The sequence below is a fragment of the Sphingomonas naphthae genome, assembly GCF_028607085.1.
Classification (GTDB): Bacteria; Pseudomonadota; Alphaproteobacteria; order Sphingomonadales; family Sphingomonadaceae; genus Sphingomonas_Q; species Sphingomonas_Q naphthae.
Genome location: NZ_CP117411.1, coordinates 802,440 through 828,700, shown reverse-complemented (window position 1 = coordinate 828,700; position 26,261 = coordinate 802,440). Strand labels below are relative to the sequence as shown.

27 protein-coding genes and 2 tRNA genes are annotated in these 26,261 nt (G+C 68.1%); 8 read left to right on the top strand and 21 right to left on the bottom strand.

Annotated elements, in window-relative coordinates; translation table 11 throughout:
* Window positions 1-48: 48 nt before the first annotated feature.
* The 5 genes from PQ455_RS03905 to PQ455_RS03885 all read right to left on the bottom strand — a co-directional run bounded on the left by PQ455_RS03905 (window position 49) and on the right by PQ455_RS03885 (window position 6,408).
* Window positions 49-771 carry an ABC transporter ATP-binding protein gene (locus PQ455_RS03905; protein ID WP_273689380.1) on the bottom strand — a complete coding sequence of 241 codons (723 nt, stop codon included), beginning with the start codon at window positions 769-771 and terminating at the stop codon, window positions 49-51.
* Window positions 761-2,095, bottom strand: a complete 1,335-nt coding sequence (locus tag PQ455_RS03900; RefSeq protein ID WP_337958560.1) for an efflux RND transporter periplasmic adaptor subunit — start codon at window positions 2,093-2,095, stop codon at window positions 761-763. The genes PQ455_RS03905 and PQ455_RS03900 overlap by 11 nt, the downstream gene beginning before the upstream one ends.
* Complete coding sequence (locus PQ455_RS03895) at window positions 2,095-3,600, bottom strand: efflux transporter outer membrane subunit (RefSeq protein WP_273689376.1); 1,506 nt, start codon at window positions 3,598-3,600, stop codon at window positions 2,095-2,097. The genes PQ455_RS03900 and PQ455_RS03895 overlap by 1 nt, the downstream gene beginning before the upstream one ends.
* Before the next feature lie 106 nt (window positions 3,601-3,706).
* Complete coding sequence (locus tag PQ455_RS03890; RefSeq protein ID WP_273689374.1) at window positions 3,707-5,848, bottom strand: S46 family peptidase; 2,142 nt, start codon at window positions 5,846-5,848, stop codon at window positions 3,707-3,709.
* A 113-nt stretch (window positions 5,849-5,961) separates the two neighbouring features.
* A complete protein-coding gene (locus tag PQ455_RS03885; RefSeq protein WP_273689372.1) occupies window positions 5,962-6,408 on the bottom strand; it encodes a DUF1465 family protein in 447 nt (148 codons plus the stop codon).
* Between the two features lie 216 nt (window positions 6,409-6,624).
* On the opposite strand from PQ455_RS03885, the gene PQ455_RS03880 reads away from it, so the two are divergent.
* On the top strand, window positions 6,625-7,089 hold the full coding sequence (locus PQ455_RS03880) for an Hsp20 family protein (RefSeq protein WP_273689370.1): 465 nt from the start codon (window positions 6,625-6,627) through the stop codon (window positions 7,087-7,089).
* A gap of 196 nt (window positions 7,090-7,285) precedes the next feature.
* Here PQ455_RS03880 and PQ455_RS03875 read toward each other — a convergent pair whose 3' ends face one another.
* Window positions 7,286-7,483: a YdcH family protein gene (locus tag PQ455_RS03875; RefSeq protein WP_273689368.1), complete on the bottom strand. Its 198-nt coding sequence runs from the start codon at window positions 7,481-7,483 to the stop codon at window positions 7,286-7,288.
* A 336-nt stretch (window positions 7,484-7,819) separates the two neighbouring features.
* Between PQ455_RS03875 and PQ455_RS03870 the strand changes: the two genes are divergently transcribed.
* Window positions 7,820-7,975 (top strand): YdcH family protein, encoded by a 156-nt coding sequence (locus tag PQ455_RS03870; protein ID WP_273691220.1) that lies wholly within the window; start codon window positions 7,820-7,822, stop codon window positions 7,973-7,975.
* 223 nt (window positions 7,976-8,198) lie between these two features.
* Here the strand turns inward: PQ455_RS03870 and PQ455_RS03865 are convergent, their stop codons facing one another.
* The 5 genes from PQ455_RS03865 to PQ455_RS03845 form a co-directional block, all read right to left on the bottom strand.
* Complete coding sequence (locus PQ455_RS03865; protein ID WP_273689366.1) at window positions 8,199-8,624, bottom strand: PilZ domain-containing protein; 426 nt, start codon at window positions 8,622-8,624, stop codon at window positions 8,199-8,201.
* Window positions 8,625-8,729: 105 nt separating this feature from the next.
* On the bottom strand, window positions 8,730-9,644 hold the full coding sequence (gene xdhC, locus PQ455_RS03860; protein ID WP_273689365.1) for a xanthine dehydrogenase accessory protein XdhC: 915 nt from the start codon (window positions 9,642-9,644) through the stop codon (window positions 8,730-8,732).
* The gene (locus PQ455_RS03855; protein ID WP_273689362.1) at window positions 9,641-10,588 is read right to left on the bottom strand and encodes a glutaminase; all 948 of its coding nucleotides are present in this window, start codon (window positions 10,586-10,588) and stop codon (window positions 9,641-9,643) included. Before PQ455_RS03855 ends, xdhC begins: the two co-directional genes overlap by 4 nt.
* A 221-nt stretch (window positions 10,589-10,809) precedes the next feature.
* A complete protein-coding gene (locus PQ455_RS03850; protein ID WP_273689361.1) occupies window positions 10,810-12,108 on the bottom strand; it encodes a surface lipoprotein assembly modifier in 1,299 nt (432 codons plus the stop codon).
* Window positions 12,109-12,181: 73 nt separating this feature from the next.
* The gene (locus PQ455_RS03845) at window positions 12,182-13,198 is read right to left on the bottom strand and encodes a HupA family protein (protein WP_273689360.1); all 1,017 of its coding nucleotides are present in this window, start codon (window positions 13,196-13,198) and stop codon (window positions 12,182-12,184) included.
* 124 nt (window positions 13,199-13,322) lie between these two features.
* Here PQ455_RS03845 and PQ455_RS03840 point away from each other — a divergent pair, with 124 nt between their 5' ends.
* Together PQ455_RS03840 and PQ455_RS03835 are read left to right on the top strand one after the other, a co-directional pair.
* A complete protein-coding gene (locus tag PQ455_RS03840; protein ID WP_273689357.1) occupies window positions 13,323-14,414 on the top strand; it encodes a sensor histidine kinase in 1,092 nt (363 codons plus the stop codon).
* 15 nt (window positions 14,415-14,429) lie between these two features.
* Entirely contained in the window at window positions 14,430-15,230 is an 801-nt protein-coding gene (locus PQ455_RS03835) for a LytR/AlgR family response regulator transcription factor (protein ID WP_273689356.1), read from the top strand.
* Between the two features lie 72 nt (window positions 15,231-15,302).
* Here PQ455_RS03835 and PQ455_RS03830 read toward each other — a convergent pair whose 3' ends face one another.
* The gene (locus tag PQ455_RS03830) at window positions 15,303-15,479 is read right to left on the bottom strand and encodes a DUF4169 family protein (protein WP_273689355.1); all 177 of its coding nucleotides are present in this window, start codon (window positions 15,477-15,479) and stop codon (window positions 15,303-15,305) included.
* A 122-nt stretch (window positions 15,480-15,601) separates the two neighbouring features.
* Between PQ455_RS03830 and PQ455_RS03825 the strand changes: the two genes are divergently transcribed.
* Complete coding sequence (locus tag PQ455_RS03825) at window positions 15,602-16,009, top strand: ribonuclease H family protein (protein ID WP_273689353.1); 408 nt, start codon at window positions 15,602-15,604, stop codon at window positions 16,007-16,009.
* Between the two features lie 675 nt (window positions 16,010-16,684).
* Here PQ455_RS03825 and PQ455_RS03820 read toward each other — a convergent pair.
* The 6 genes from PQ455_RS03820 to PQ455_RS03795 all read right to left on the bottom strand — a co-directional run bounded on the left by PQ455_RS03820 (window position 16,685) and on the right by PQ455_RS03795 (window position 22,127).
* Complete coding sequence (locus PQ455_RS03820) at window positions 16,685-16,915, bottom strand: hypothetical protein (protein ID WP_273689351.1); 231 nt, start codon at window positions 16,913-16,915, stop codon at window positions 16,685-16,687.
* 186 nt (window positions 16,916-17,101) lie between these two features.
* Window positions 17,102-18,496, bottom strand: a complete 1,395-nt coding sequence (gene dnaA, locus PQ455_RS03815; RefSeq protein WP_273689350.1) for a chromosomal replication initiator protein DnaA — start codon at window positions 18,494-18,496, stop codon at window positions 17,102-17,104.
* A gap of 454 nt (window positions 18,497-18,950) precedes the next feature.
* Entirely contained in the window at window positions 18,951-19,214 is a 264-nt protein-coding gene (gene rpsT, locus PQ455_RS03810) for a 30S ribosomal protein S20 (protein WP_273689348.1), read from the bottom strand.
* 144 nt (window positions 19,215-19,358) lie between these two features.
* Complete coding sequence (locus PQ455_RS03805; protein ID WP_273689347.1) at window positions 19,359-20,297, bottom strand: copper resistance protein B; 939 nt, start codon at window positions 20,295-20,297, stop codon at window positions 19,359-19,361.
* The gene (locus PQ455_RS03800; protein WP_273689346.1) at window positions 20,294-21,991 is read right to left on the bottom strand and encodes a copper resistance system multicopper oxidase; all 1,698 of its coding nucleotides are present in this window, start codon (window positions 21,989-21,991) and stop codon (window positions 20,294-20,296) included. Before PQ455_RS03800 ends, PQ455_RS03805 begins: the two co-directional genes overlap by 4 nt.
* 62 nt (window positions 21,992-22,053) lie before the next feature.
* Window positions 22,054-22,127: transfer RNA gene (locus tag PQ455_RS03795), tRNA-Gln, on the bottom strand.
* Window positions 22,128-22,273: 146 nt separating this feature from the next.
* On the opposite strand from PQ455_RS03795, the gene PQ455_RS03790 reads away from it, so the two are divergent.
* From PQ455_RS03790 to PQ455_RS03780, 3 genes are all read left to right on the top strand, one after another.
* Window positions 22,274-23,335, top strand: a complete 1,062-nt coding sequence (locus PQ455_RS03790) for a Ppx/GppA phosphatase family protein (RefSeq protein WP_273689344.1) — start codon at window positions 22,274-22,276, stop codon at window positions 23,333-23,335.
* The gene (locus PQ455_RS03785; RefSeq protein ID WP_273689343.1) at window positions 23,332-24,018 is read left to right on the top strand and encodes an RlmE family RNA methyltransferase; all 687 of its coding nucleotides are present in this window, start codon (window positions 23,332-23,334) and stop codon (window positions 24,016-24,018) included. Before PQ455_RS03790 ends, PQ455_RS03785 begins: the two co-directional genes overlap by 4 nt.
* Before the next feature lie 214 nt (window positions 24,019-24,232).
* A complete protein-coding gene (locus tag PQ455_RS03780) occupies window positions 24,233-24,943 on the top strand; it encodes a CoA transferase subunit A (RefSeq protein WP_273689342.1) in 711 nt (236 codons plus the stop codon).
* 59 nt (window positions 24,944-25,002) lie between these two features.
* Here PQ455_RS03780 and PQ455_RS03775 read toward each other — a convergent pair.
* The 3 genes from PQ455_RS03775 to PQ455_RS03765 form a co-directional block, all read right to left on the bottom strand.
* Window positions 25,003-25,078 (bottom strand) — tRNA-Val (locus PQ455_RS03775).
* A 55-nt stretch (window positions 25,079-25,133) separates the two neighbouring features.
* Window positions 25,134-25,256, bottom strand: coding sequence for a hypothetical protein (locus tag PQ455_RS03770; RefSeq protein WP_273689341.1), 123 nt, complete (start codon window positions 25,254-25,256; stop codon window positions 25,134-25,136).
* A gap of 41 nt (window positions 25,257-25,297) precedes the next feature.
* Entirely contained in the window at window positions 25,298-26,188 is an 891-nt protein-coding gene (locus PQ455_RS03765) for a helix-turn-helix domain-containing protein (protein ID WP_273689339.1), read from the bottom strand.
* Window positions 26,189-26,261 lie beyond the last annotated feature (73 nt).

Here is a 26,261-nt window from a genome sequence, read left to right as displayed (position 1 = left end):
GCTGGATTGCTTCGCTGCGCTCGCAATGACGGTAGAAGGATGCGGCGATCATTGAACAGCCTCGCCCTGGCGGTGCTGCGCCTCGATCCGGTCCACCAGCCCGTCCTTGAAATGGATCACCGTCCGCGCGAAGGCGGCCATGTCGGGTTCGTGGGTCACCATCAGCACGGTGATGCCGCTCACCCGGTTGAGATCGGTGAGCAATTCCATGATCTCGACCGATCGTTCGCTGTCGAGATTGCCGGTCGGCTCGTCCGCGAGCAGCACATCCGGCGAGGTCACGATCGCCCGCGCGATCGCCACGCGCTGCTGCTGCCCGCCGGACAGTTCCGCCGGCGTATGATCCCACCATTTGTCGAGCCCGACCTTTTCCAGCGCGGCCATCGCCAAGCGCCGCCGCTCGCCCTTCTCCTCGCCGCGATAGAGCAGGGGCAGTTCGACATTCTCCAGCGCGCTGGTGCGGGCGAGCAGGTTGAAGCCCTGGAACACGAAGCCGAGATAGCGCCGCCGCATCAGCGCGCGCTGGTCGCGATCGAGCGTCTCGACGTGGAAGCCCCGGAAGGTGAAGCTGCCCGCCGTCGGTATGTCGAGGCAGCCAAGGATGTTCATCGTGGTCGACTTGCCCGATCCGGAAGGCCCCATCACCGCGACGAAATCGCCCTGCGCGATATCGAGATCGACCCCCTTCAGCGCCTGGAACGCCGCCGGACCCTGCCCGAACGTCTTGGTGACGCCGCGCAGTTGAATCAGAGGCCGCGCCTCACTGGCCATTGGCCGCCTTCTGGCCGACGATCACCTGATCGCCCGGCTTGAGCTGGCCGGTCACCTCGGTCAGCGTGCCATTGGTGTCGCCCACCGTGACCGACACGGGGCTGGGCTTGCCGCCGCTGCCGACGATATAGACGGTCTGCTTGCTGCCCCGCCCGATCGTCACTTCCTGCGCCCCGCCGCCACCGCGACGGCCGCCGCGCGGCATCATCATGCTGGCCATCCCGCCCGACGATCCGCCGCGCGCGCCGCTGCCCGGCGTGAAGCGCAGCGCGGCGTTCGGCACGAGCAGCACGTCATGCTTCTCGGTCGTCACGATATCGGCCGTCGCGGTCATGCCGGGGCGCAGCTGGAGGTCGCTGTTCACCACCGAAAGCTCGGCCGTGTAGGACACGACCGAGCTGGCCGTGGTCGTCGTGCTGCTGGTCGAGGTCGCCGTGGTGGAGGCGTTGGCGCCCACGTCGACCCGGTTGATCCGCGCCGGAAAGCGGCGGCCGGGGAAGGCATCGACGGTGAAGGTGGCTCGCTGGCCGCGCTTCACCTCGCCCACGTCGGCCTCGTCCACCTTGGCCTCCAGCTTCATGCGCGAGAGATCCTCGGCGATGGTGAACAGCACCGGCGCGTTGAACGACGAGGCGACCGTCTGGCCGGGCTCGACCTGGCGCGACAGCACCACGCCGTTGACCGGCGACAGGATCGAGGCGCGGCTCAGCTGGAAACTGTCCACCCGCGCCTGCGCCTGCGCCTGCGCGACCTGCGCCTCGGCCGATTTCACCTGCGCCAGCGCGCGGGCATAATCGGCGCGGGCGGTATCCAGTTCGGTGCCCGAGGGCACCTTGCCGCCGGAGAGTTTGTAGACCTGCTGGTAGCGCGCCAGGGTCGCCAGCGACTGCGCCTCGGTCGCCTGCGCCGTGCCGACCGCCGCCCGCGCCGCCAGCACCGCCGCCTCGCTCTGCGCCAGCGTGTCGGCGAAGCGGGTCGTGTCGATCCGGGCCAGCACCTGCCCCTTGCGGACGCGATCATTGTTGTCGGCCAGCACCTGCGCGACCAGACCCGACAGTTCGGAGCCCACATCGACCTGATTGGTCGGCTGGAGGTTGCCCGTGGCCGATACCGTGACCGTCAGGCTGCCGCGCTCGACCGGCCTGGAGACATAATCCGCCTCCGCCTTTCCGCCGCTGGCGAAATGGAAGATCAGGATGATCGCGATGATCGCGCCCAGCAGGATCAGCGCGAAACGGATGTAGCGGCTGCGCGCCGAGGGCGGCTGCACGCCGAGAAATTCATCGAGCTCGGCCTGATCGGGCTGCGTGCTGTGCTGGTCCATCATGGCCTCTCGGTCGCGGGGGCGCGGGCGGCCGCCGACACGGTCTCGGGGATTGGGGCGTTTTCCCAGCCGCCGCCCAGCGCCTTGTAGAGCTGGACGGTGGCGGTGGCGCGATCGGCGCGGGCCGACACGCGGCTGTTGCGCGCGGACAGCCGGCTGCGCTGGCTTTCGAGCAAGGTCTGGAAATCGATCAGGCCGGCGCGATACTGGCTTTCGGCATAGATCAGCGCCGCGCGCGAGGCTTCGTCGGCGGCGATCTGCTGCTGCTCGCGCTGCTCGGCGGCGGAAAGCGCGGTCAGCGCATTCTCCACCTCCTGCAACGCCACCAGCACCGTCTGGCGATAGGCGGCGAGCGAGGCGGCGGCGGCCCCGCGCTGCGCATCGACCTGCGCGCGCAGCCGCCCGCCCTGGAAGATCGGGGCGGACAGGCTGCCCAGCAACGATCCGATCGCGGTGGAGAAAACGTCGCCGACCGACGTGCCCGATCCGCCGAACGAGCCCGACAGGCGGAGCGCCGGATAGAGCTGCGCCTCGGCCACGCCGATCCCGGCGGTCTGCGCGGCGGCGGTGCGCTCGGCCGCCGACACGTCGGGGCGGCGCTGGATCACGTCGGCGGGGATGGCGGCGGCGATGGCGACGGGGGCGACCGGCACGTCCTTGAACGCATCCACCTCGTCGGTCACCGCGCCCGGCGCCTCGCCCAGCAGCACCGCCAGGCTGTTGACCGCCGAGACATAATTGGTGCGGAAGGTGGGGATGCTCGCCGCCGTCTGCGCGCGCAGCACGCGCGATTGCTCCAGATCGAGCGAGGAGACGAGCCCCGCCTTCACCCGCCAGCCGACGATATCCAGCGTCTCGTCCTGCGCGTTCAGCGTCTCCTCGGCGACCTGGACCTGCGCCTGCGCCAGCCGCGCGCTGACGTACGCCAGCGCGATCTCCGACGCGATCGAGAGCTGGGTGTTGTGGAGCTGCGCCTCGCTCGATTGCGCGTTGGCGCGTGCCTGTTCGATCGATCGGCGGATGCCGCCGAACAGATCGGCTTCGTAAGCGGCATCGAAATTGCCGCGATAGATCGTCACGTCGCCGCCGCGCGTGACCGTGGTGACGCCGGTGCCGCCCGCCCCGCCGGTGCTGATCGTGCTGGTCGTCGAATCCTGCCCGATCGTGCGCGAGACGGCGCCACTGGCGGTGATCGTGGGGAACAGATCGGCGCGCGCCTGCCGCAAGGTCGCCCGCGCCTGCCGCAGCCGGGCGCCGGCCTGCGCGATATCGAGATTGGCGGCGAGGCCACGCCGGACGAGATCGCCCAGCAACGGATCGCCGAACGAATCCCACCAGCGCGAGATATCCGCCTCGCCCAGGGTGCGCGGGGTCTGCGCGGTGAAGGTGGTCGGCACCTTCAGCTCGGCCGGCGTCAGCGGCTTGTAGGTCGGGCCGACCGCGCAGCCCGACACGAGCGCAAGCGCGGTGAGCGCAGCGAAGCTCCGGCGGAAGGGCAGATGCAAGTCGACACACCTCGATTGGTCAGGGCGCCGCCCATAGCGACGCCCCGTTGTTCCGGTATTTCAGCCTTGAAACAAGCCTTGGCCCGTAATCAAGCCCGGAAAGCCGTCACTTCACCCCCATCTCGGCCAGCAGGCGGCCCGCGCCGTCCACCTTTTCCATCACCCAGCGCATGTAGCGCTGGTCGACCGAGATCGAGCGGTTGATCGAGGGTTCGTAATACCAGTCGGACACCACGCCCTCGATCGTGCCGTCGAACGCGAGGCCGACCAGCTCGCCCTTGGCATTCAGGGTCGCCGAACCCGAATTGCCGCCGGTGATGTCCAGCGTGGAGAGGAAATCGACCGGCACGGTGCCGAGGATCGGATCGGCGTAGCGGCCGTAATCCTTGGCCTTCACGGCCGCGACCAGCTTGTCAGGCGAGATGAAGGGTTCGCGGCCGGTGGTCTTTTCCACCACGCCTTCCACGGTGGTGAAGGGCATCCAGCGCATCCCGTCGCGGCTCTTGCCGGTGATGTTGCCATAGCTGAAGCGCAGCGAGCTGTTGGCGTCGGGCGCCACCGCCTCGCCCTTGCTGGCGGCGAAGGCGATCAGGCCCTTGAGGTAGACCGAGCGGGCCATCTGGTCGCGCCCTTCCAGATCCTTGCCCTCGGCGCGCGCCTTGGCGTCGCCCGGCGCCATCGCGACGGCCAGCTTGATGAAGGGATCGTCCGATCCCTCGAACGCCGCCACCGGCTTGTCGAGCCAGCCGATGCGGGTCGGCGTGTCGGCCAGTTTGGTGCCGGAATAGAGCGTATCGATCCCCGCCGCCTTCACCGCCGCCAGGAACGCCGGGTCCTGCTTGTCGGCGGGGATGGCGGCATATTCGCGCATCGCCTGCTCGAACAGGATGCGGTCCACCTTCGGATCGTAGCGCCGCTCGATCTGGGTCAGCCGCTCCACGATCGACTGGCGATCGCGATCCTGGAAGCCGATGTCTCGCTCGGCATCGGGCTTGGCCCGCTCCTGCGCCCAGCGCAGCGCGGTACGCGCCGCCATCAGCAACTGCGCGCGGTTGAGCGCGCTGCGGCGCATGTCGGCGATCTGGCGCTGCTCCTCCTCGGCGACGATCCGGTCGAGCGCCTGCGCGGCATAGCCATATTTCGCATTGGCGGGGCTGGCGGCGATCCAGTCGCGATAGGCCTTCTCGTCGGCGGCCTTCTTCTCGTTGAGGCCGATCGCCTCGGCGCCGGCGATCTGGCCGAGCGCGTTCTTCTTGTAATTGTCCGCGCCGCGCACGATCGATGCGTAAGCGATCGTCGTCGCCTTGTTGCCGGCGGTCGCCGCCATGATCGCGTCCGAATAGTCGCTCAGGAACTTCTGGAACGCCGGATAATAGGTTCCATACTGGAACTTCGCCTCCGCCGCCGTCGCGAGGCGGTTGGTGTAGCCGGGGAAGCCAGCGACCATCACGAAATCGCCGTCCTTCAGCGGATCGGTCGCGATCGTCAGATGCGCCTTGGGGTGGAAGGGCACATTGTCCTTCGCATAGGTCGCCGACGAGCCGTCCTTGGCGACATAGGCGCGATAGAAACCCCAGTCGCCGGTGTGGCGCGGCCACTGCCAATTGTCGATCTCGCCGCCGAAATTGCCGACCGAGCTGGGCGGCGCATAGACCAGCCGCACATCCTTGATCTCCAGCTGCTGCTGGAGGAAGTAGGTCGCGCCGCCATAATAGGCGCGCACGTCGCAGCGGCGGCTCGGCTGCTTCTCGCACGCCGAGATCAGCGCCTTGCGACTGGCCTCGATCCGCTCGGCGCGCAGCAGGCCCGACATCTTGTCGCTGAGGCCCCTGGTTACGTCGGCGGTGACGTCCTTGAGGCTCTCGATCACGAAGATGCGCGTGCCGGGCGCGCCGGGCAGTTCCTCGGCGAAGGACGGGGCGAGGAAGCCGTCGGCCAGATAATCCTGCCCCGGCTTGGAATTATACTGCACCGATCCGTAGACGCAGTGATGGTTGGTCACCAGCAGCCCCTCCGAACTGACGAACGAGGCCGAGCAGCCGCCGAGCGACGCGATGGCGGTCAGCGGCGCGAGATTGAGGTCGCCCAGCTTCGCGGGATCAAGCTTGAGGCCGGCGGCCTTCATCTTGGCGGCGATCTGCGGCGTCTGGCTCGGCAGCCACTTGCCCTCGTCGGCGAGGGCGGGCGTGGCGGCGACGGTGGCGAGCAGGGCCGCGACGGCGGCGCGGCGGGTGCGGTTGAGGATCAAGTGTCGGGCTCCCTGTGCACGGGAGCGAGCGCCCCGCGCGAATGGTGCCGTCCTAAGCCCGCCGAAGCGCGCTGTCATCGGGGAAGCAAAGCCGTCATCCCGACGTCAAGAAATCAGAACGCGTCCTCGAGCCGCTGAAAGAGCCCGCGCGCCGGGCTCTCCGCCGCCGCCGCCTGCTCGATCCCGCCCGCCAGCCGCGAGACGCGCTCATACAGGTCGCGGCTCGCCTCGATCAGGGTCAGCGCCTCGAACGGCAACTGCGCCAGGATGTCCGCGTCGCCATCCGCCACGCCGGCCAACGCGGCGGGCGGGAAGCGGACGACGCCCGATTCCAGCTCCCCCCGCGCGACCGCGCGGCGATCGAACAGCCAGGCGATGACGTGCATCAGCCGGGTCGTCACCTTCAGCGCCTCGCACGACAGGCCGATCTGGGCGAGCGGCGGCAGCTGCTCGCGCACCTCGCGGCTGTGCGCGTCGAACCAGCTGCGCGCCTCGTCGGCGAGCAGCATCGCCTCGCCATAGAGCGCATCGATCAGCCGTCCCGTCAGCCCCGCGTCCATCGTCCGTCCCCATCGGTCACGGCCGATGGATGCCACAGCGGCGGGCCGGCGACCATCGCAAAACATGCTTAACGAGCCCGCACCCACCCTTGAAATCCCCCGCCCCCCGCCCATCTCCCGGATCGATGGCAGGTGCCCGTTCGGGGCTTGCCGTCACGGCCCGGCGGGTTGCCTGCGGGCCATGGTTCGATCGCTTATTTTTCGAGGATTGAAGACATGCGTACTCTGGATTTTGCCCCCCTGCTCCGTTCGTCGATCGGGTTCGAGAACCTCAATCGGCTGGTCGATTTCGCGACCCGCGGCGAAGGCGATGCCTTCCCGCCCTACAATATCGAGAAGCTGGGCGACGGCGCCTACCGCATCTCGATGGCGGTCGCCGGCTTCGCCCAGGACGAACTCGATCTGACCGTGCAGGACAATATGCTGATCGTCGTCGGCCGCGCGGGCGAGGCCGAGAGCGAGAAGCGCGAGTTCATCCATCGCGGCATCGCCAAGCGCGCCTTCGAGCGCCGCTTCCAGCTGGCCGACACCATCAAGGTGACCGGCGCCGGATACGACAAGGGCCTGCTCAACATCGAGCTGGTCCGCGAGGTGCCCGAGCACAAGAAGCCGCGCCGCATCGCCATCGGCGGTGCCGAGCCCGCCGCGCAGACCATCGAGGCCGTTCCCCAGGCCGCATAAGGTTTCATCCGCCGCGCCGTGGCGTGCCCCCCCTAGTAGCGGTGCGGCGCAACGGCGGATGAATGCAGGAGGCCCTCCCCCACCCCCGGGGAGGGCCTTTTTGCGTTTTACCGTCATTGCGGGCGCAGCGAAGCATCCAGGTTCCGCCGCTGGATTGCCTCGCTGCGCTCGCAGACGAAAAGATGGCGTCGGGTCGTTACGCGATGATATCCGGCACCAGCTGATCCTGAAGCTGGGCGATCTCGTCCTTGAGCAGCAGCTTGCGCTTCTTCAGCCGGGCGACCTGCAACTGGTCCGGCGAGGCGGAGAAGAGCATGGCGTCGATCGCGGCGTCCAGATCGCGATGTTCCTGTCGCAGCAGCGCGATCCGGTGGATCAGCTCGGCCTCGTCCAACGCACTTCCCCCGCCCCGCGATCTACGCTGGCCAGATTGTCCGTCCGCCTCACGGCGGACGTCGGCACCGGCCCGCTTCCCCTACCCGGCCACCCAACGGCAGTATCTTACGGGTGGCCAATGGAGGAGCGGGCCGGTGCCGCCCTATCTGGCTTTGCCGGATCAGTCTCTAAGGCCAAGCCCCCGGCCGCTCAAGCGGCACGCTTGGGCGATGCGCCGAACGGTCCATCCGCTGTGGATTTCATTCCGTCGAAAGCGGATGATTCGGGCGGAGACTCGACTCGCCTTTCATGGTTTAGTCACAAAATACCGAGCAGAGAGAAAGGAGCGCAGTTGATGCAGACCTCCCACTTTTCCGCCCTTCAGGCGAAACATGCCGGGCTCGACGAGCGAATCATCGCCGAGCGGTCACGGCCTTCGCCGGACGGAACGCTGATCGCCACGCTGAAGAAACAGAAATTGCGAATCAAGGAGGCGCTCTCGCGCCTCTGATATGTGGCGAGCCGGGTGCGATGCGCCCGGCGGCCCGATGGTGGGTGACCTGATTGATTGACGGCCCGACCCCATCCGTCGCCCCGGCGAAGGCCGGGGCCTCATGAAGTGAAGCGCCATACCCGGTGAACCGCCGCTATCGGCCAGACTAGAGCGACTGCCACACCCGACCCGTCCCCGTACCTCCCGAGGCCCCCGGCCCGCGCCGGGGCGCCGGATATTGTTACCGAAAGCGCCTGGGCGGAAGTCCGCTCACGCCGCCGCCGAGTCCCGGCCGGTGCATCCGCGTCGCCGTCTTGATGAGCGAGGGTTGCGCCGCCGGGGGGGCGACGACGGGCTTGCGGACCATCGTCGCGTCGATCCGCCGGTCGAACGCCATGCCGATTCGCCCGCCGGGCTCGACCCAGGCGACCACGCCCGCGACCATCCCCACACCGCGCAGATCGACTTCGAGATGCTCGCCCTTGGAATAGCTCGCCGCGCAATCGGCCATCAGCCCGCCGGCCGAAACGTCGCGTACCTTGGCGGCGACCTTGTCCTCCCCGGGGCGACCGATCGTCGCCATCACGAAGATGCTGTCGCGCGCCTCGGCGCGCAGCGCGGCGCCGTCCAGCGCCGCCTCGGCTTTGATCTTGCAGGGTTGTTCCACGTCCGTTGACCTGTCCTTAGGTGGTGGACGGTGGTTAACGGCCGCTCGGTTACCGGGCGGTTAAGGGCGCGGTGAGTCGAATGGCCCCCTGCCCGGCCATCGCGCTCATACCAATGCCTGATGCAGTTGCAGCAGTTGGGCAGCCACCGCGACGGCGATCACGGCCGGTTCCTTGCCGGCGATGCCCGCGATGCCGATCGGACACGTCAGCCGCGTGGCGTCCGCGCCGTCTCGCGCCAGACGGGCGAGGAAGCGGGCGCGCTTGGTGGCCGAGCCGATCAGGCCGACGAAGCAGGCGGGGGAGGCTAGGGCCGCGCGGGTGAGGTCGTAATCGAGCGCGTGATCGTGGGTGAGGATCAGCGCCACGCCGCCGGGCGGGATGCCGGCGGCGCATTCGGCCAGCGCGGCGGCCTCGTCCACCACGACACCGGGGATGGCGGCCATCTCGGGCCGGCTGTCGAACCAGGCCAATGCGATCGGCAGGCCGGACAGCGCGCGGGCGATCGCCTGCCCGACATGGCCCGCGCCGAACAGATGGACCGGCAGCAACGGCTGCCCCAGCCGCTCGACGATCCGCTCGCCCGCCTCCGGCCGGGGGCCGCGCGCCGGCAGGGGCGCCACGGGGGTGCGATCATCGAGCAGGGCGCGGGAAAGGCCGTCGGCGGCGAAATGCGTTTCCAGCAGCCCCGTGGCGCCGATCCAGCCGGCGGCGGCGGCATCGAGATGTTCCACCAGCAGCCGCACCCGCCCGCCGCAGCATTGGCCGAGCAGCGGCCCCAGCGGATAATCCTGCACCCGCCACTGGCCGGCGGGCAGGCCGAGCAGCGCGCGCGCCTGATCGATCGCCTGATGCTCCAGCGCGCCGCCGCCGATCGTGCCGCCGATGCCCGCACGGGTGACCGCCATGCGCGTGCCGGGCCCGCGCGGGGCCGAGCCCTCGGTCGCTAGCACGCTCACCAGCGCCACCGGCTCGCCCGCCGCCAGCGCGGGGCCGGCGAAATCGACCCATGGCTCGATCATCGGCCGAGGTCCGCGCCGGGATCGAACACCGACCAGCCGGTGCGCTGCACCAGCCGCTCCAGGGCGAGCGTGCCGAGCAGCGAATTGCCGCGCTCGTTCAGGCCCGGCGACCAGACCGCGATCGACGCCTTGCCCGGCGCCACCGCGAGGATGCCGCCGCCCACGCCCGACTTGCCGGGCAGGCCGACGCGATAGGCGAACTCCCCCGATCCGTCATAATGGCCGCACGTCATCATCAGCGCGTTGATCCGCCGCGCGCGCTGGGGCGAGACGATCGAGAAGCCGGTGTCGGGATTGCGCCCGCGCGCCATCAGATAACGGCCGGCCAGCGCCAGCTGGCGGCAGCTCATCGCCAGCGCGCATTGGTGGAAATAGACGCCCAAGGTGCGCTCGATCGGATGCGCCAGATTGCCGAAAGCGTGCATGTAATTGGCGAGCGCGGCGTTGCGATAGCCGGTCTCCTGCTCGGCGCGGGCGACGGCCTCGTCGATGAAGATCGTGTCGTCGCCCGCCAGCGCGCGGACGAAGCGGAGGATCTCGCCGATCGCCTCGCGCGGGGCGTGGCCGGCGAGCAGCATGTCCGCCACGACGATCGCGCCGGCGTTGATGAAGGGGTTGCGCGGGATGCCGCTCTCGGTCTCGAGCTGGACGATCGAGTTGAAGGCGCTGCCCGATGGCTCGCGCCCCACCCGCTGCCAGAGCTGGTCGCCGACCTTGCCGAGCGCGAGGGTGAGGGCGAACACCTTGGAGACGCTCTGGATAGAGAAGGGCGCCTCGGCATCGCCCGCCAGATGCGCGGTGCCGTCCGCCTCGATCACCGCCATGCCGAAGCGGCGCGGGCTGACGGCGGCGAGCGGCGGGATATAGGTCGCCACCTGCCCGCGATCGGGCGCCGCCGCCATCTCCTCGGCGATCTCGCGGACGATGGTGGCGATGTCGGGCATGGGGTGGTTGTTTCCGGGTGGGGGGCTGGCGTCAACCGTCCGTCATGTCCAATCCGGTCTCCATCCCTTCCCGTTCATCCCGAGCGAAGTCGAGGGACCATAAAAGATCGAGCCAAGCCGAGGGGCGGCTCTCCGAACATCCGCATCTCGGCTCCGCTCGATGCTGGCCGATCCCTCGACTTCGCTCGGGATGAACGGACTTCTTTTTTGGGTCGGGGGTCTCAGAAATCCCGCGTCAGGGCCATTTCCACGCGCGTCTGGGTGAAATCGTAGAAGAAAACCGGGCTGCTGTTGCGGATGCGGCGGACCCTCAGCACCGGCGCGATCCCGGCCACGGCGAAGCGGCGCATCACGATGCCGCCTTCCAGGGTCCACAGATCGTCGTCGCGGCCGACGCCGGGGAAGACGAAGGCGGCGTCGGCCTTGGTGTGATAATAGCCGACCGCGCCGTAGAGGCCGATGCGGCCCACGTCGCGCGACACCAGCAGCTCGCCGCCATAAGTCCAGGTGGCGAAGGCCTCGGCCCTGGCGTCCTGCCGCTGCGCCGTCGTCGTCACGCGCGCATAGCTGCGGGCGCCGAGCGCGCGTTCGTAGCGGATCGAGCCGGCATAGCTCATCCCGTCCATCGCCGGATTCTGGGCATAATCCACGTCGAGCGCGGAGAGATCGATCTGGAGTTGGCCGGGGCCCATGCGCCGCTGCCACGATACGCTGCCGCCCAGCGTGTCCGAATAGCGATCCCCACCGAACCAGCGCCGCCCGACGATCGCCTGCGCGCGATAGCGCGAGCGGCCGTTGGTATATTCCGGGCCGAGCGCGACGGTGGTGGCGATGTCGTTGAACTGGCCGCGCCCGTAGATGTCGGCGTTGACCGAGACGGTCGCCAGCGCATCGAGATCGGTGGCCAGCTGCGGTCGCCAGAAGGCCTGCCCCTTGGCGGTGACGCCGACGCCCGATTTCGCGGTGGCGTTGGCGTCGAGCGAGATGATCTGGTTGCCGACCTGCACGGTCGCGTCGCCATTGGCGCGGTTGATGTTGCTGTCGGGCGCGATGCCGACTTCGGCGGTGGCGCCCAGCCGGCGGCGCGAGCGCAGCGCCGTCTGGAAGCGATCGACATTGGCGGCGACGTCGTCGGGGAGGCCGGCGGCCTGCGCGCGGGCGAACTGGCGGCGGGCGGCGGTCTCCTGCCCGTCCAGCGCCAGCACGCGCGCCAGCTCCAGCCGCACGCGATGCGCGTCGGGCTTCTCGTCGAGGATCGCGCGGAGCAGGGCGATGGCCGGCGCATAGGCGCCATCGGCGGTGCGCAGCGCCGCGAGGCGGAAGCGGGCCTCATTGCGCAGATCCACGTCCTTGTCGGCCGTGACGGCGCCCAGCAGCGCCTCGGCCTCGCCGCGCCGCCCGTCGCGCACCAGATCCTCGGCCACCGCCAGCACGCCGGCGGCCGACAGCCCCTCGGCGCAGGCCTGGCCCGCGAGGCACGGATCCTGATGATCGGGCACCGAATAGTCGAGCGGCTGCACCGCCGCCGGGGACGGGCTCGCTGCGGCGGCCAGGATGAACAGGGCGATCGTCAGCGAGGTCGGTCCCGGTGGGTCAGCGGCCGGTGGTAGTGGTCGCGGGCGTGGTGGTGGCCGGCGGATCGGCGACGATCGTGCCGCGCCCGACCAGCACACCGGAGAGCGTGCCGCCATCCTGCGCCGAGCTGTTCAGGTTGAAGCTCAGCCCCGCCTCGTTGGCGTTGGGGCCGTAGAAGGCGCCGGTGTAATTGCCGGTATAGCTCGCGTCGGAGCGGGTATCGCCCTGGTTGACCGGGTTGAGGACGCCGCCGAACTGGTTGGTGCCGCTCTGGATCGTGCCGGCGCCCGAATAGGTTCCGAGGATGTTGCGCTGGCCCGCGCCATTGTCGCTCAGGTCGGTGGTGCCACTGATCGACAGGGTGGTATTGACCACGCCGCTGGTGAAATTGGCCGTCATCGAGCCGACCGAGCCCAACAGCCGCTGCTGCGTGCCGCCCGCCACCCAATAGCCGTCGACCGCGCCGACATAGGTGCCGGTGCCGGTGCGCGGCACGTTGCCGTAGGGCGTCTGCACGCCCGCCACGAGGGTGCGATAGTTGGAGGTGCCGCCCGCCGCCGCGACCTGTGCCCAGACGCCGTAGGTGACGTAGCTGAGGTTTACGCGCGGGTTGCCGGTCTGGTTGGCGAGGATGCTCAGATCCTCGTTGCCGACGCGGAAGTGGCGGAAGGCGGCGGTGGAGGCGGTCTGGTCGGCCGGCGTGAACACCGTCACCTTCGACGATCCCGAATCCGAGACGGTGTAGCTGTTGGACGCCGAATTATACGAGATCGCCATCGTGCCGTAGCTGGTGGTCTGCGTGTTGGCGTTGATGATGCCGCCGGCGGTGTTGGTGCTCACCTGCAGCCGGTTGGCGACGGCGGGGAAGCGCTCCGACACGAGCGTGCCGGTCAGCGTGCTGTTGGTGCCGCTGGCGCCCGTGGAGGGCGTCAGGATCGAATTGACGTCGCCGCTGTCGCTCGTGCCGCCACAGGCGGAGAGCATGAGGCAGGAGGCGAGCAGGCCGATCGCGGGGGCGGAAAAGGGGCTTTTCATCGTCTCGGCTCCTCGGCGCTTTCTAAATCCCTAACCGCTCCGCTGAATCACACAAGCGGGCGCGAAGCAACTATCCCCAACTGAAATTGCACGATGATGTCGCTATCCTGTAGGGGATATGCCGATGGCGACCCCCTCCGTCCCCGCGCGGCCCTTCTTCGGCGACAAGAATCGCGCCTTCTGGATCCTCCAGTCGGTCGGCTGGGCGGGCTATTTCGTGCTTCGCTCGCTCGGCGGCATCGCCAATTCGATGGGCTTTCTGTTCATCGTGCCCACCGCGCTGACCACGGCGACGGGCTATTCGCTGACGCTCCTGATGTCGGCGATGTACCGCAAGCTCTTCAAGATGAGCCCGGCGATCACCTGGAGCTGCTCGATCATCGTGACGGTGCTGGCCTCGGCCACCTTCTCCACGATCGAGACCTGGGCGCAATTCACCTTCTACCGCCAGGGCGCGGCGCCCGAGGGTATCCAGTATTTCTCGGCGATCCTGCTCGATTTCGCGCTGCTCGCGGCGTGGTCGGCGCTCTATTACGGCATCAATTTCTACCTGCTGGCCGAGGAACAGGCCGATCGGATGCAGGCGCTGGAGGTGCAGGCCGCCTCCGCTCAGCTCGCGATGCTGCGCTACCAGATCAACCCGCATTTCCTGTTCAACACGCTCAATTCGATCTCGACCCTGGTGCTGCTCAAGCAGACCGACCGGGCCAATGCGATGCTGTCGCGCCTGTCCTCCTTCCTGCGGTATACGCTGGTGAACGAGCCGACCGGATCGGTGACGCTCGCGCAGGAGGTGGAAACGCTCAAACTGTATCTCGATATCGAGAAGATGCGCTTCGAGGAGCGGCTGCGCACCATTTTCGAGATCGACCCGCGCGTCTCCACCGCGCGCCTGCCCTCGCTGCTGCTCCAGCCCCTGGTCGAAAATGCGATCAAATATGCCGTCACGCCCAAGGAGGACGGCGCCGATATCGCCGTCGAGGCGCGGCTGCTGGGCGGCGGCTATGAGGCGGCGCGGGTGGTGATTACCGTATCCGATACGGGGCCGGGCTTGAACGACGCCGTTCCGCGACCCACCTCCTCCACCGGCGTCGGCCTGCCGAATATCCGCGACAGGCTGGCGCAGGCCTATGGCGCGGACCAGCGGTTCGATGCTCAGGCGCGGGCCGAGGGAGGGTTCGTGGTGACGATCGAAATTCCCTTTCAGACCGAGTAAGCGTAAGGAACACGAATGAGCATTCGCACCATCCTGGTCGACGACGAGACGCTCGCCATCCAGGGCCTGGAACTTCGCCTGCAATCCCATGAGGATGTCGAGATCGTCGAGCGCTGCATGAACGGCCGCGAGGCGATCCGCGCGATCAAGACTCACAAGCCCGACCTCGTTTTCCTCGACATCCAGATGCCCGGTTTCGACGGGTTTTCGGTGGTGCAGGGGCTGATGGATGTGGAGCCGCCGCTGTTCGTGTTCGTGACGGCCTATTCGGATCACGCCCTGCGCGCGTTCGAGGCGGACGCCGTCGATTATCTGATGAAGCCGGTCGATACCGATCGCCTCGCCGACACGCTGGAGCGGGTGCGCCAGCGCCTCGCCGCCAAGCGCGCGGGCGAGGAAGCCGAGCGGCTGAAGGAAGTGCTGGCCGAACATGCCCCGGAAGCGGCCGAGGCGATGCCCGAGGCGACCGACCAGCTCGCCGCCAGCCGCTACGAGAAACTCATCAACATCAAGGATCGCGGCCAGATCTTCCGCGTGGACGTCGACACGATCGAGCGGATCGACGCGGCCGGCGATTACATGTGCATCTATACCGGCGACAACACGCTGATCCTGCGCGAGACGATGAAGGATCTGGAACGCCGCCTCGATCCGCGCCGCTTCCAGCGCGTCCACCGCTCGACCATCGTGAACCTCGATCTGGTCAAGCAGGTGAAGCCGCACACCAACGGCGAATGCTTCCTGGTGCTGAATTCCGGCGCGCAGGTGAAGGTGAGCCGCTCCTACCGCGAGGTCGTGGCGCGCTTCGTGCATTGATGCGACGAACCGGCGGGCGTCGCGTGGGAATTCGGTGAACTCCCGCGCGGCTCACGACGGCGGTGGAGAGGCTCAGTCCTCCCGCTTCGCCCCGTCGAGTGTCCGCTCGGCCCTCGCCTGCTCCAGATCGTCCCGCCGTTTCTCGTTCTTCGTTCGGCCGAACCGCGCACGATTGGCGGCGGCGGCGCTTTCCGCTTCGGCTGTGGCCCTTGCCTTGCGGGCGCTGCGAAGGTTGACGATCTCGGCCATGTGCCCACCGCTACCGCATAGGCTTGGCGTTTGTCACGACGGCGCCGCGGCATTGCCTCCCCCGCTCTGCCCGACCTCGCCAGAGCAAGGCGCAGGGCCATTCCCGTGTTAGACGTGTATCGATGCCGCCCAGACGCCTGCGCCTCTATTTCGACGGCGGTTGCCGCCCCAATCCCGGCGCGATCGAGACCGCAGTGGTGGTACGGGGGATCGAGCATGTCCAACGCGATGCCGGCATCGGCGACAATGCCGATGCCGAGTGGCTCGCACTGATCCATGCCGCCGACGTCGCGCGGGCGATGCTGGCCGACATGCCCGACGCGCCCGACGTGGAGTTCCTGGGTGATTCGACGCAGGTGATCGCACAGGCGGGCGGCGATCAGCCCTGTCGCGATGCGCGGTTCGTGGCGCATCGCGCCCGCTTCCTGGCGCTGACGGGCGATATGGCGCGCGTGCGGCTGCGGCATGTCCGCCGCTCGCAAAACCTTGCCGGGATCGTCCTCGATCGCCGCCTGCGCCATATTGGTTGAAGCCGTCCTCGCCCCGACGCGGGGAGAGCCACCCCGGAGGGTGGCTCTATCCCCGCTGCTCGCCGTTTGCCGGTTTGGCCGGCGGCTCCACTCCGATTATTTTTTGTCGCGAGCAGCAGCGCATGCCTAGCCCGAATCGCACGCAAAAAAAAGGGCCACCCAAGGGCAGCCCTGAAGTTTTAGGAGAGGATGCCTGAAAGGCACGGTCTTTGTGCACCGCAGCACGAAATGATGCAAGTGCGAAAGGCAGCGACAGCAATTGCTTTATCTGCAATCGGTGCGCGGGCGATCATCCAAAGGCGCACCCCACACCCAACAATCCCGCACACTTATCCGTAAATTACAGATATCATCGGCTAAGTTGCGGCGCAGTCATCAGATTCCATTTTGGCAGAAAACCGCCATTTTCTCTTGCTGCGATGCGGTACGATAGATTATGGTTAACACTCCAGTCGGAAGCCGAACGCGCAGGCAGCGAGGAAACGGCCATGTTGTTGGAGTGTATCTTTGGCCGCCACAAGCGTGATGGCCGACTCGTGCGGGACACGGGAAGCGCCTATGTCAGTTCGTGCCGCGATTGCGGTGCACCACTGATAAAAGGCGGCGACGGCCACTGGCGGCGCGACCGCCGATCGAAGGCGGAGCGCCATGCCACCGGCCCGGCGCCCGCCCCCGTCATGGCGCTGGACGCATCGGCTCGCCCGGCATCGCGCGAGGGCGCCTGATTCGCCGCGCCAGCAGGCCCGCCAGCCCCAGCGCCACACCGATCGCGAAACTGAAGAACGACCCCCGCGAGTAAGCGAGGACCAGCGCATGATCGGGCACGAAATCGGCCACGACGCAGCTGGCGACGAAACAGCCGAAGCTGATGCAGAAGGCGATCTTCGCGGAAATCGATAGCCACATGGCCACAACCCTTTCTCTCTTGAGACGGGCTTTGCGACCGAAGGCGTTAAGATAGGGCTGACGGGGTGTGGCGTGGGGCGATTTTACCCTCTCGCGACCGCGCTCCGGCAAGGCCGAAAGCCCAGGGTTACGGAACGCAGCGCCTGCTCCTCTATGCTCCTGCCTGCGCAGGAGCACGGCCAGCCCTCACCCCTCGAACTGGCGCAGCAGCAGCCGCACGTCGGCGTCCAGCTCCGCGTCGGTCGCGCGCAGCTTCTCGATCTGGCGGACGGCGTGGATCACCGTCGTGTGATCGCGCCCGCCGAAGCGGCGGCCGATCTCGGGCAGCGAACGCGGCGTCAGCTGCTTGGCGAGGTACATCGCGATCTGGCGCGGACGGGCCACTTCGCGCGCGCGGCGGGCCGAGACCATCTCGGACGGGCGGATGCGGAAGTGATCGGAGACGCGGCGCTGGATCTCGTCGATCGTCACCCGGCGCTGGGTGGCGCGCAGCAGATCGGCCAGCGTCTCCTCGGTGAAGGCCAGATCGATCGGCTTGCCGGTCAGGCGGGCATAGGCGACCACGCGGGTCAGCGCGCCTTCCAGCTCGCGCACGCTGGCACTGATCCGCTTGGCGAGGAACATCACGACGTCGCGCGGCAGGTCCACCTGCGGCATCGCCTCCATCTTCTTCATGATGATGTTCAGGCGCAGCTCGAAATCGGCCGGGTTCACGTCGGCGACGAGGCCCCACGACAGGCGCGAGAGGATGCGGCCCTCGATCCCTTCCAGATCCTGCGGGCTGCGGTCGGCCGAAATCACCAGGCGGCGACCGGCCGAGATCAGCTCGTTCATCGTGTGGAAGAATTCTTCCTGCGTCGAATCCTTGCCGGCGATGAACTGCACGTCGTCGATCAGCAGCAGATCGGCCGCGCGCAGCCACTGCTTGAAGCTGAACGTGTCCTTCGCGCGCATCGCGGCGACGAATTCGAACATGAACCGCTCGGCCGACATGTAGACGACGCGCGCATTGGGGTGGCGCAGCCGATATTCATGGCCGATCGCGTGCATCAGGTGGGTCTTGCCCAGCCCGGTGCCGCCATGGAGGAAGAGCGGGTTGAAGGCGATCGCGCCGCCCTCGGCCATCGTCCTGGCGGCGTTATAGGCCACTTCGTTGGGCTTGCCGACGACGAAGGCGTCGAACGTGTAGCGCGCCTCGAGCGAGATGCCGGTGCGGTCGCCGCCGGCCGTGGCGGTCGACGGCTGCGAAACCAAAGGCGCGGGCGGCGGCGGCGCGGCGGGCACGGCGGCGAAATCGGCCACCTTGGGCATCGCCACGCCGGTCTCGATCAGCACATGGCGGACGGCGGGCATGGTCGCGCGCCACGCGACGAGCAGCTGATCGGAAAAATGGGTGCGGACCCAGGCGGCGGTGAAGTCCGACGGGGCGATCAGGCGAATCGTCCCCTCCTCGGCATCGAACGAGCCGAACGACAAGGGCTTGAGCCAGCCGTCGAACGTGCGCGCGCCGATCGTCCGGCGCAGGCCGGTGGCGACCTCGCCCCACAGCATGGCAGGCGCTCCGGTGCGGGCGGACGTCATTGCAGTGGCCGATACGTCATTCACTCGAAACACACCCCTCCGGTCGCCGAAACGGGGTCAGCCGCTCCGGTCGATCACTGGCCACAAAAATCCTCACAACGCCCCCGGTCCCCGCCGTGTGCGCCCGCGATACTCTTACGCTTCGCTGGTGCCCGCCGGAGAATCACCGTCGGGACGGGAGGACTTTAGGAACGGGCGGCGATCCCGATCAAGGCGTAGAATTGTCATTGAAAGGAAATAAAGACGCTTGACAGGCCTTCGCCTCAGGGGAGGCTCAAATCACCGCTAACGTCATGATTTCGTTACACAAAAAAATCGCGGTCCCGACAATCGAAACCGAATCGGAATGATTTCCGTGACATAGGCGCGATAGCGAAGATGACACGAAAAAGGCCCGCCGGAGACACCTCCGACGGGCCTGTCATATTCGTTCGGCGCGATGCCGAAGCGCGGATCAGCCGAGGGCGGCGACCCGCTTGCTGAGGCGCGAGATCTTGCGGGCGACGGTGTTCTTGTGGAGCACGCCCTTCGAGACGCCGCGCTGCAGTTCCGGCTGCGCCGCCGCAAGCGCCGCGGCCGCGACCGACTTGTCGCCCGCCAGCAGGGCCGATTCGACCTTCTTGACGAAGGTGCGGATGCGGCTGACGCGCGCACCGTTGATGTCGGCGCGCTTGTCGTTGCGGCGGATGCGCTTCTTTGCTTGCGGCGTGTTCGCCATTACTCGTCCTCGAATCTCGCTGGAATATAAACGGCAACGGGCAGGCCCGTTCCGGGAAGCGGCGCCGATACACAGATGAGGCCTGCGGGTCAACCGAAAGCGGCGGTTTGGCGGCCGGCCCAACGCATCGGCCGAAGCCTCAACTCAGAACCACGCCCGCACCCCGACCACCAAACTGGTCGATCGCGCGCCATCGCCCGCCGCGCGCGCGAAGTGGGCGGTGTCGCCGAAGCGACGCTCGTGGGTGACGCCGATGTAGGGGGCGAATTCGCGGACGATTTCGTAGCGCAGCCGCAGATCGAAATCGGCCGACGACAGTCCCGAGCCGATCCGCTGCCGTGCGACATCCTGCGCGGCGAGATTCAGTTCGATCCTCGGCTGGAGGACGAGCGCCTGGGTGATGCGCTGGTCAACATACCCGCTGATCCGGCCGGTGAGGTCGCCCTTGTCCGACAGGAACAGCGAGCCTTCCAGCTCGAACCAGAAAGGCGCGAGGCCCTCGACCGCCAGCACGGCATAGGTGGGGGACGGGCCGCGCGCGACATCCTGCCGGATGCCGGCCTGTAGATTCCAATATGGGTCGATCGCGCGGCTGTCGAGCGCCTGCACCTCGCCCGCCTCCAGCGCGCGGCCGCGCGTGCCCTCCCCCTCGGTCTTGACGACCAGGCGGTTCAGGTCGCCGCCGTACCAGCCCTCGCCCTCCCAGCGAAAACCGTCGCGGCCGTCGCGGACCTGCCACTCGGCGATGTCGGCGATGAGCATGTGATAGGTCATGCCGCCATGTTCGCGGGCGAGCTGCCGGCGGGCGGCGGCCATGGCGGCAGCGGGGTAGAATCGCTCGGCGGCGTGGTCGGTCGGGGGCGCGGGGGCCGGTTCGCTGCCGGGGCGGGCGGCGGGCTCGGCGGGGGCCGCGTGATCCATCGCCGCATGATCGTGCGCGGGCGGCGGCGGCGCCTCGGTCGGTTGGGCCGCCGGGGCGGCGGGCATCGCCATGCCCGGCATCATGTGATGCGCGTGCGGGTCGGTCTGCGCCGCGAGCGGGCTCGCCGCCAGCCCCGCCAGCGCCGGCAACCAGCGCCTCATGCCGCAGCACCTTCCGGCCGCACCGCCACAACCTGAAACATGCCGGCGTGCATGTGCATCATCATATGGCAGTGGAACGCCCAGTCGCCCGGCGCATCGGCGGTGAGATCGCACACCACCACCCCGCCCGGCGCGACGTTGACCGTATGCTTGCGCGGGGCATGGTCGCCGTGGCCGGTCACCAGCTCGAAGAAATGGCCGTGCAGGTGGATCGGGTGCGCCATCATCGTGTCGTTCACCAGGGTCACCCGCACCCGCTCGCCCTGGCGGAAGGGGATCGGCGCCAGCAGCGGCGAGAAGGCCTTGCCGTCGAACGCCCACATATAGCGTTCCATATTGCCGGTGAGATGGATCTCCATCTCGCGCGAGGGGACGCGCACGTCGGGATTGCGATCGAGCGCGGCGAGGTCGGCATAGACGAGTGTCCTGTGCCCGGCCTCGCGGAGCCCCTGCCCCGGCTCGGCGGTGCGATCGGCCGGCATGGGGGCGATCGTCTGCACCCCCGGCGTCATCGCCACGCCCGGCGCGTTGGCCGGATTGCGCATGGACATGTCCATCTCCATGCCCTCCATCGCCGCCATGTCCATGCCCATGTCGCGCATCGTGGCGAGCGGGCGGGCGCGGAGGGCCGGCACCGGCGCGACCATTCTGGCGCGCGGCGCGAGGGTCGCGCGGACAAGGCCCGATCGATCGACCGCCTCGGCGATGAAGGCATAAGCGCGATCCTCGGCGGGCTCAACGATCACATCATAGGTTTCGGCATTGGCGATCTGAAATTCATCCACCACCACCGGCCGCACCGGCAGGCCATCGGCCGCCACGACAGTCATCTTCAGCCCCGGCATCCTCACGTTGAAGATCGTCATCGCCGCCGCATTGACGATCCGCAGCCGCAGCCGCTCGCCCGGCCGGAACAGGCCGGTCCAATTGCCGCCGGTGCCGTGGCCGTTGACAAGGAAGCTGTAGGTGGAGCCCGTCACGTCCGAGATGTCGGTCGGGTCCATCCGCATCCGGCCCCATTCGAGCCGGTCCTTCAGCCGTTGGTCGCGCCCGGCGATCAGGCTGGCCAGCGTCTGCTTCTGCCAGTTGAAATAGCCGCCCTGCTGCTTGAGCTTCGTCATGATGACGTGGGGGTGGACGGGGCTCCAGTCCGACAGGACCAGCACATGCTCGCGATCCGACGCGATCGGATCGGGGCCGGCGGGGTCGATCACCAGCGGGCCATATTGGCCCATCGGCTCCTGCATCCCCGAATGGCTATGATACCAATAGGTGCCCGCCTGGATCAGCGGAAAGTCATAGGTGAAGCGCCCGCGCGCGGGCACGCCGGGGAAGCTGACGCCGGGCACGCCATCCTGCTCGAACGGCACCAGCAGGCCGTGCCAGTGGATCGAGGTCGGCTCGTCGAGCCGATTGTCGATCGTGATGCGGGCCCTTTGCCCCTCGCGCAGCCGGATCAACGGGCCGGGCAAGGTGCCGTTGAGCGCGATCGCATGGCCATGCCGGCCATCCACCATGAAATGGCCCTGATCGACGGTGAGGGTGATATCCTCGCCGGTAAGGACGCCGCCACCGGCCGTGACGAGCCCCGGCGATATGGCGCGCGCCCAGTCTGGCAGGAAGGTGGCCAGCCCCGCGCCACCCGACAGACGGGCGGCGGAGGCGAGAAAGGCACGACGGTCGACGGCAGGCATGGCATCGGCCGTAGCGACCAACGCCGCAGAGCCCAAGAGCTTAACGATGGTCCGAAAGTCGCTGGATGCCCCGTGAGGATTCGAACCTCAATTAACGGAGTCAGAGTCCGTAGTCTTACCTTTAGACGACAGGGCAACTGCGAGGCGCGCCAAATAGGCAAGCGGGCATGGCCTGTCAACGCCTCCGATGCCGCCCCCTTGCCGCCGCTCCCGCCCCCGCGTAGCATCGGCCCCAAGTACCGGCGGCATCAGCCGATCGGCGAGCATAAGAGTATCGAGACGATGGCGGAGCGGCCGGCGAAGGCTGCGGCGCCCCCGGCGGGAAAGCCGGGCGGCGTGGCGCAACGGGCGGGGCGGAAACCGCGCCCACAGGCCCCTTTCCGGCGGACCTATGCGGCGCTGGACCTGGGCACCAACAATTGCCGGCTGCTGATCGCGCGGCCCTCGGCCGACGGCTTCGTCGTGGTCGATGCCTTCTCGCGCATCGTGCGGCTGGGCGAGGGCCTGTCCGCCACCGGCCGGCTGAGCGACGCGGCGATGGACCGCGCCGTCGCCGCCCTGAAGATCTGCGCCGAGAAGCTCGTCCGCCGTCATGTCTCGCTGGTCCGCTCGGTCGCGACCGAAGCCTGCCGCCGCGCGGACAACGGCCGGGATTTCGCCGCGCGGGTCCATGCCGAGACCGGCATCGCGCTGGAGATCATCTCGGCCGAACAGGAAGCGCGGCTGGCCGTCACCGGCTGCCATGCGGTGCTGGAGCCCGGCGACGGGCCGGCGCTGGTGTTCGACATCGGCGGCGGATCGACCGAATTGATCCTGCTCGACGGCGCCGAGGGCCCGCCGGCGGTGATCGACTGGTTTTCCGCGCCGTGGGGCGTGGTGTCGCTCGCCGAATCGGAGCCGCACGGCGGCGGCACGGTCGAGGATCGGCTGGCCGCCTATGGCCGGATGCGCGACGTGGTGGCGAACGCCTTCGCCCCCTTCACCGCGCGGCTGGCCGAGATGGGCGCCACGCCGGGCCGGCTGCTGGGCACCAGCGGCACGGTCACGACGCTGGCCAGCGTGCATCTCGGCCTCGCCAGCTATGACCGGCGCGCGATCGACGGGCTGGTGGTGCCGGCCGCCGCGATGCGCGATATCACCACCCGCCTGTCGGAAATGAGCATCGCCGAGCGGGCGGCCCTCGCCTGCATCGGCAACGAACGCGCCGACCTCGTCGTCGCCGGCTGCGCGATATTGGATACGATCATGGACATATGGCCTGCCGAACGCCTCTCCGTCGCCGATCGCGGCATCCGCGAGGGCATATTGCGCCTGCTGATGGCGCGTGACGGACACGTCTGGTGAGCCGTACCCCCACTCGCGGCCATGTGCGCGTCAAGACCGCGCGCAACCGTACCGCCGCCTCCGCCCGGTGGCTCGAGCGCCAGTTGAACGACCCCTACGTCCGCCGTGCCAAGGCCGAGGGCTATCGCAGCCGCGCGGCCTATAAGTTGCTCGAACTGGACGAGCGGTTCGCGCTGCTCAAGGGCGTCACCCGCGTGATCGATCTCGGCATCGCGCCCGGTGGCTGGGCGCAGGTGGTGCGCCGGCGCGTGCCCAAGGCGGCGATCGTGGGCATCGATCTGCTGCCGGTCGATCCGATCGACGGGGTCACCATCTTCGAGATGGACTTCATGGACGACGCCGCCCCCGCCCTGCTGGCGGAAACGATGGGCGGCAAGGCCGATCTGGTGATGTCGGACATGGCGGCCAACACGGTCGGCCACGCCCAGACCGATCACCTCCGCACGATGGGTCTGGTCGAGGCGGGCGCCTATTTCGCGTCGGACGTGCTGCGGCCGGGCGGCGCCTTCTTGGCCAAGGTGCTGGCCGGCGGCGCGGACAATGATCTGGTCGCGCTGCTGAAACGCCTGTTCACGACGGTGAAGCACGCCAAGCCGCCGGCGAGCCGCAAGGATTCGTCCGAATGGTATGTGATCGCGCAGGGCTTCAAGGGCGTGCCGGCGATCCCGCCCGACGAGGGATGACGATATGATCCTCCCCGGCACGGGGAGGGGAACCATGCGCAGCATGGTGGAGGGGCTTGCCACACACGCTCTGCTTCGGCGTGAACCTCCCCCCTTTCAGCCCTTCGGGCTGCCACCTCCCCGTGCCGTGGAGGATTGAACGCACCCCATATTCAGCACCGTCGGGGCACGCTAAGGAACCTGCCGAATCGTCACCGCCCGGAGAGGACGCGCCATGGCCAGCAAGATCTACGACAGCCCCGAAGCCGCGCTGGAAGGCGTGCTGTTCGATGGCATGACGATCATGTCGGGCGGCTTCGGCCTGTCGGGCAATCCCGAGAGCCTGATCCCCGCGATCCGCGCGGCGGGCACCAAGGGGCTGACGGTCATCTCCAACAATGCCGGCGCCGATGGCTTCGGCCTGTGGATGCTGCTGGAGACCCGCCAGGTCGCCAAGATGATCTCGTCCTACGTCGGCGAGAACAAATTGTTCGAGAAGCAATATCTGTCGGGCGAACTGGAGCTGGAACTGACCCCGCAGGGGACGCTTGCCGAGCGCATCCGTGCCGGCGGGGCGGGCATCCCGGCCTTCTACACCAAGACGGGCGTGGGTACGGTCGTGGCCGAGGGCAAGCCGGTCGAGACGTTCGACGGCGAGGACTATGTGCGCGAGACGTGGCTGAAGGCCGATCTTGCGATCGTGAAGGCGTGGAAGGCCGACGAGGCCGGCAACCTTATGTTCCGCAAGACCGCGCGCAACTTCAACCCGATGATGGCCACCGCCGGCAAGGTGACGATCGTGGAGGCCGAGGAGATCGTGCCGGTCGGCAGCTTCGATCCCGACTGCATCCACACGCCGGGCGTATATGTGAACCGCATCATCCAGTGCACGATCAATTCGAAGCAGATCGAGAAACTGACGGTACGGCCGCGCGAAGCCGCGTAAGGATCGGGAAAGTTTCCGGCCTCGGGCCTGGACGCCGGGCGCGACCCATCCCGGTTGTCTGGTGGGCGCTGACGGGCTCGAACCGCCGACCCTCTCGGTGTAAACGAGATGCTCTACCAACTGAGCTAAGCGCCCCCGAAGGGACCGCGCCGGTAGCATCCGGGCGGCCACGGGTCACCCCCTTTTCGCGTCAGAAGGCAGCGATCGATACGCTCCACGGCCAAGGCCACCAGACGTAGAGCGCCAGCGCGACATAAGCGAGGATCGGGATCATGAAGAGGATCGCGGCTGTGCGAAAGGGGGGCAGGTTCATGGGGCCTCGCTGAAACCGTGTCGTTTGCGACCATGCCGCGATCAGCGGCGCGCGTCCACCGCCGAGAGATAGGCGCACATCCGATCATAGCCCTCGTCGCTCAACACGATGAAGATGCGACGCTGGTCCTCCGGGTCGGCGACCCGATCGACCAGCCCCTCGGTCTCCAGCGACTTGATCCAGCGCAGCGCCGTGGTCGGCGGCACGGCGGCGGCGATGCACAGGCTGGAGACCGAGACGTTCACCCGCTCCAGCCGCGCTGCCATCAGATCGAGCAGCATGTCCCACGCGGGGTCCGCGAACAGGTCGGTCGCGAAGAAGCGATCACGCAGGCGGCGTTGGTGGATCATGGCGCGCAGGCGCTGCGGATCAGGCGGCAGCGGTTTCGCCGACAGATTGTAATGCTCGGCGATCGGCCCCCAGCTGGTGCCGGCGAGCGAGGCCAGCATCTGGGCGATACGCGCCGCCTCCTCGCTCAGCCGGCGCAGATCGGCCGATGGCCGTTCCTCGCGCAGAAAGCTGGGTGGCGAATCCTGGGCCAGGCCAACCGGGCGGCGGGCCAGCGCGAGCCCCAGCGCCGCCGCCTGGCCGAGCGTATCACCCTGGGCCACCAGCGCGATATCGGGATGCGGGGCCAGCCTCAACGCGAGATCGAACAGGGGCGGCGGGATAACGAGGATGCCCCCCTGCCCCTCTTCCGCCGCCCGATCCATCGCCTCGATGACGGTGTGCAACGCCAGCCCGGCGTCCTCCGTGATGTAGGCCGCCACCGCATCGAACTTGCCCGCACCGAAGGCAGGGCAGGGCTCGCCGATCCAGACGGTCTGGACATCCGCGCGCGCCGCCGCCGCCAGGGCCTCGCCCTCGATCGCGCCCAAGGCATCGTCGACGATCAGCAGGAGCCGGGGCGTGGCGGGGGTGTCATATCGCATCGTGGAATGTGTTAACGCGCATCACGTCGCTGACAAGCGATAGCATCTCAATGCCTTAGGGCCGCAATGTCCC

Bases quoted from the DNA above. Each gene is read 5' to 3' on its own strand.
- PQ455_RS03905 (WP_273689380.1), bottom strand. From the start codon at position 771: ATGGCCAGTGAGGCGCGGCCTCTGATTCAACTGCGCGGCGTCACCAAG.
- PQ455_RS03900 (WP_337958560.1), bottom strand. From the start codon at position 2,095: ATGGACCAGCACAGCACGCAGCCCGATCAGGCCGAGCTCGATGAATTT.
- PQ455_RS03885 (WP_273689372.1), bottom strand. From the start codon at position 6,408: ATGGACGCGGGGCTGACGGGACGGCTGATCGATGCGCTCTATGGCGAG.
- PQ455_RS03880 (WP_273689370.1), top strand. From the start codon at position 6,625: ATGCGTACTCTGGATTTTGCCCCCCTGCTCCGTTCGTCGATCGGGTTC.
- PQ455_RS03870 (WP_273691220.1), top strand. From the start codon at position 7,820: ATGCAGACCTCCCACTTTTCCGCCCTTCAGGCGAAACATGCCGGGCTC.
- xdhC (WP_273689365.1), bottom strand. From the start codon at position 9,644: ATGATCGAGCCATGGGTCGATTTCGCCGGCCCCGCGCTGGCGGCGGGC.
- PQ455_RS03855 (WP_273689362.1), bottom strand. From the start codon at position 10,588: ATGCCCGACATCGCCACCATCGTCCGCGAGATCGCCGAGGAGATGGCG.
- PQ455_RS03845 (WP_273689360.1), bottom strand. From the start codon at position 13,198: ATGAAAAGCCCCTTTTCCGCCCCCGCGATCGGCCTGCTCGCCTCCTGC.
- PQ455_RS03840 (WP_273689357.1), top strand. From the start codon at position 13,323: ATGGCGACCCCCTCCGTCCCCGCGCGGCCCTTCTTCGGCGACAAGAAT.
- PQ455_RS03835 (WP_273689356.1), top strand. From the start codon at position 14,430: ATGAGCATTCGCACCATCCTGGTCGACGACGAGACGCTCGCCATCCAG.
- PQ455_RS03830 (WP_273689355.1), bottom strand. From the start codon at position 15,479: ATGGCCGAGATCGTCAACCTTCGCAGCGCCCGCAAGGCAAGGGCCACA.
- PQ455_RS03825 (WP_273689353.1), top strand. From the start codon at position 15,602: ATGCCGCCCAGACGCCTGCGCCTCTATTTCGACGGCGGTTGCCGCCCC.
- PQ455_RS03820 (WP_273689351.1), bottom strand. From the start codon at position 16,915: ATGTGGCTATCGATTTCCGCGAAGATCGCCTTCTGCATCAGCTTCGGC.
- dnaA (WP_273689350.1), bottom strand. From the start codon at position 18,496: ATGACGTCCGCCCGCACCGGAGCGCCTGCCATGCTGTGGGGCGAGGTC.
- rpsT (WP_273689348.1), bottom strand. From the start codon at position 19,214: ATGGCGAACACGCCGCAAGCAAAGAAGCGCATCCGCCGCAACGACAAG.
- PQ455_RS03805 (WP_273689347.1), bottom strand. From the start codon at position 20,297: ATGAGGCGCTGGTTGCCGGCGCTGGCGGGGCTGGCGGCGAGCCCGCTC.
- PQ455_RS03800 (WP_273689346.1), bottom strand. From the start codon at position 21,991: ATGCCTGCCGTCGACCGTCGTGCCTTTCTCGCCTCCGCCGCCCGTCTG.
- PQ455_RS03790 (WP_273689344.1), top strand. From the start codon at position 22,274: ATGGCGGAGCGGCCGGCGAAGGCTGCGGCGCCCCCGGCGGGAAAGCCG.
- PQ455_RS03780 (WP_273689342.1), top strand. From the start codon at position 24,233: ATGGCCAGCAAGATCTACGACAGCCCCGAAGCCGCGCTGGAAGGCGTG.
- PQ455_RS03770 (WP_273689341.1), bottom strand. From the start codon at position 25,256: ATGAACCTGCCCCCCTTTCGCACAGCCGCGATCCTCTTCATGATCCCG.
- PQ455_RS03765 (WP_273689339.1), bottom strand. From the start codon at position 26,188: ATGCGATATGACACCCCCGCCACGCCCCGGCTCCTGCTGATCGTCGAC.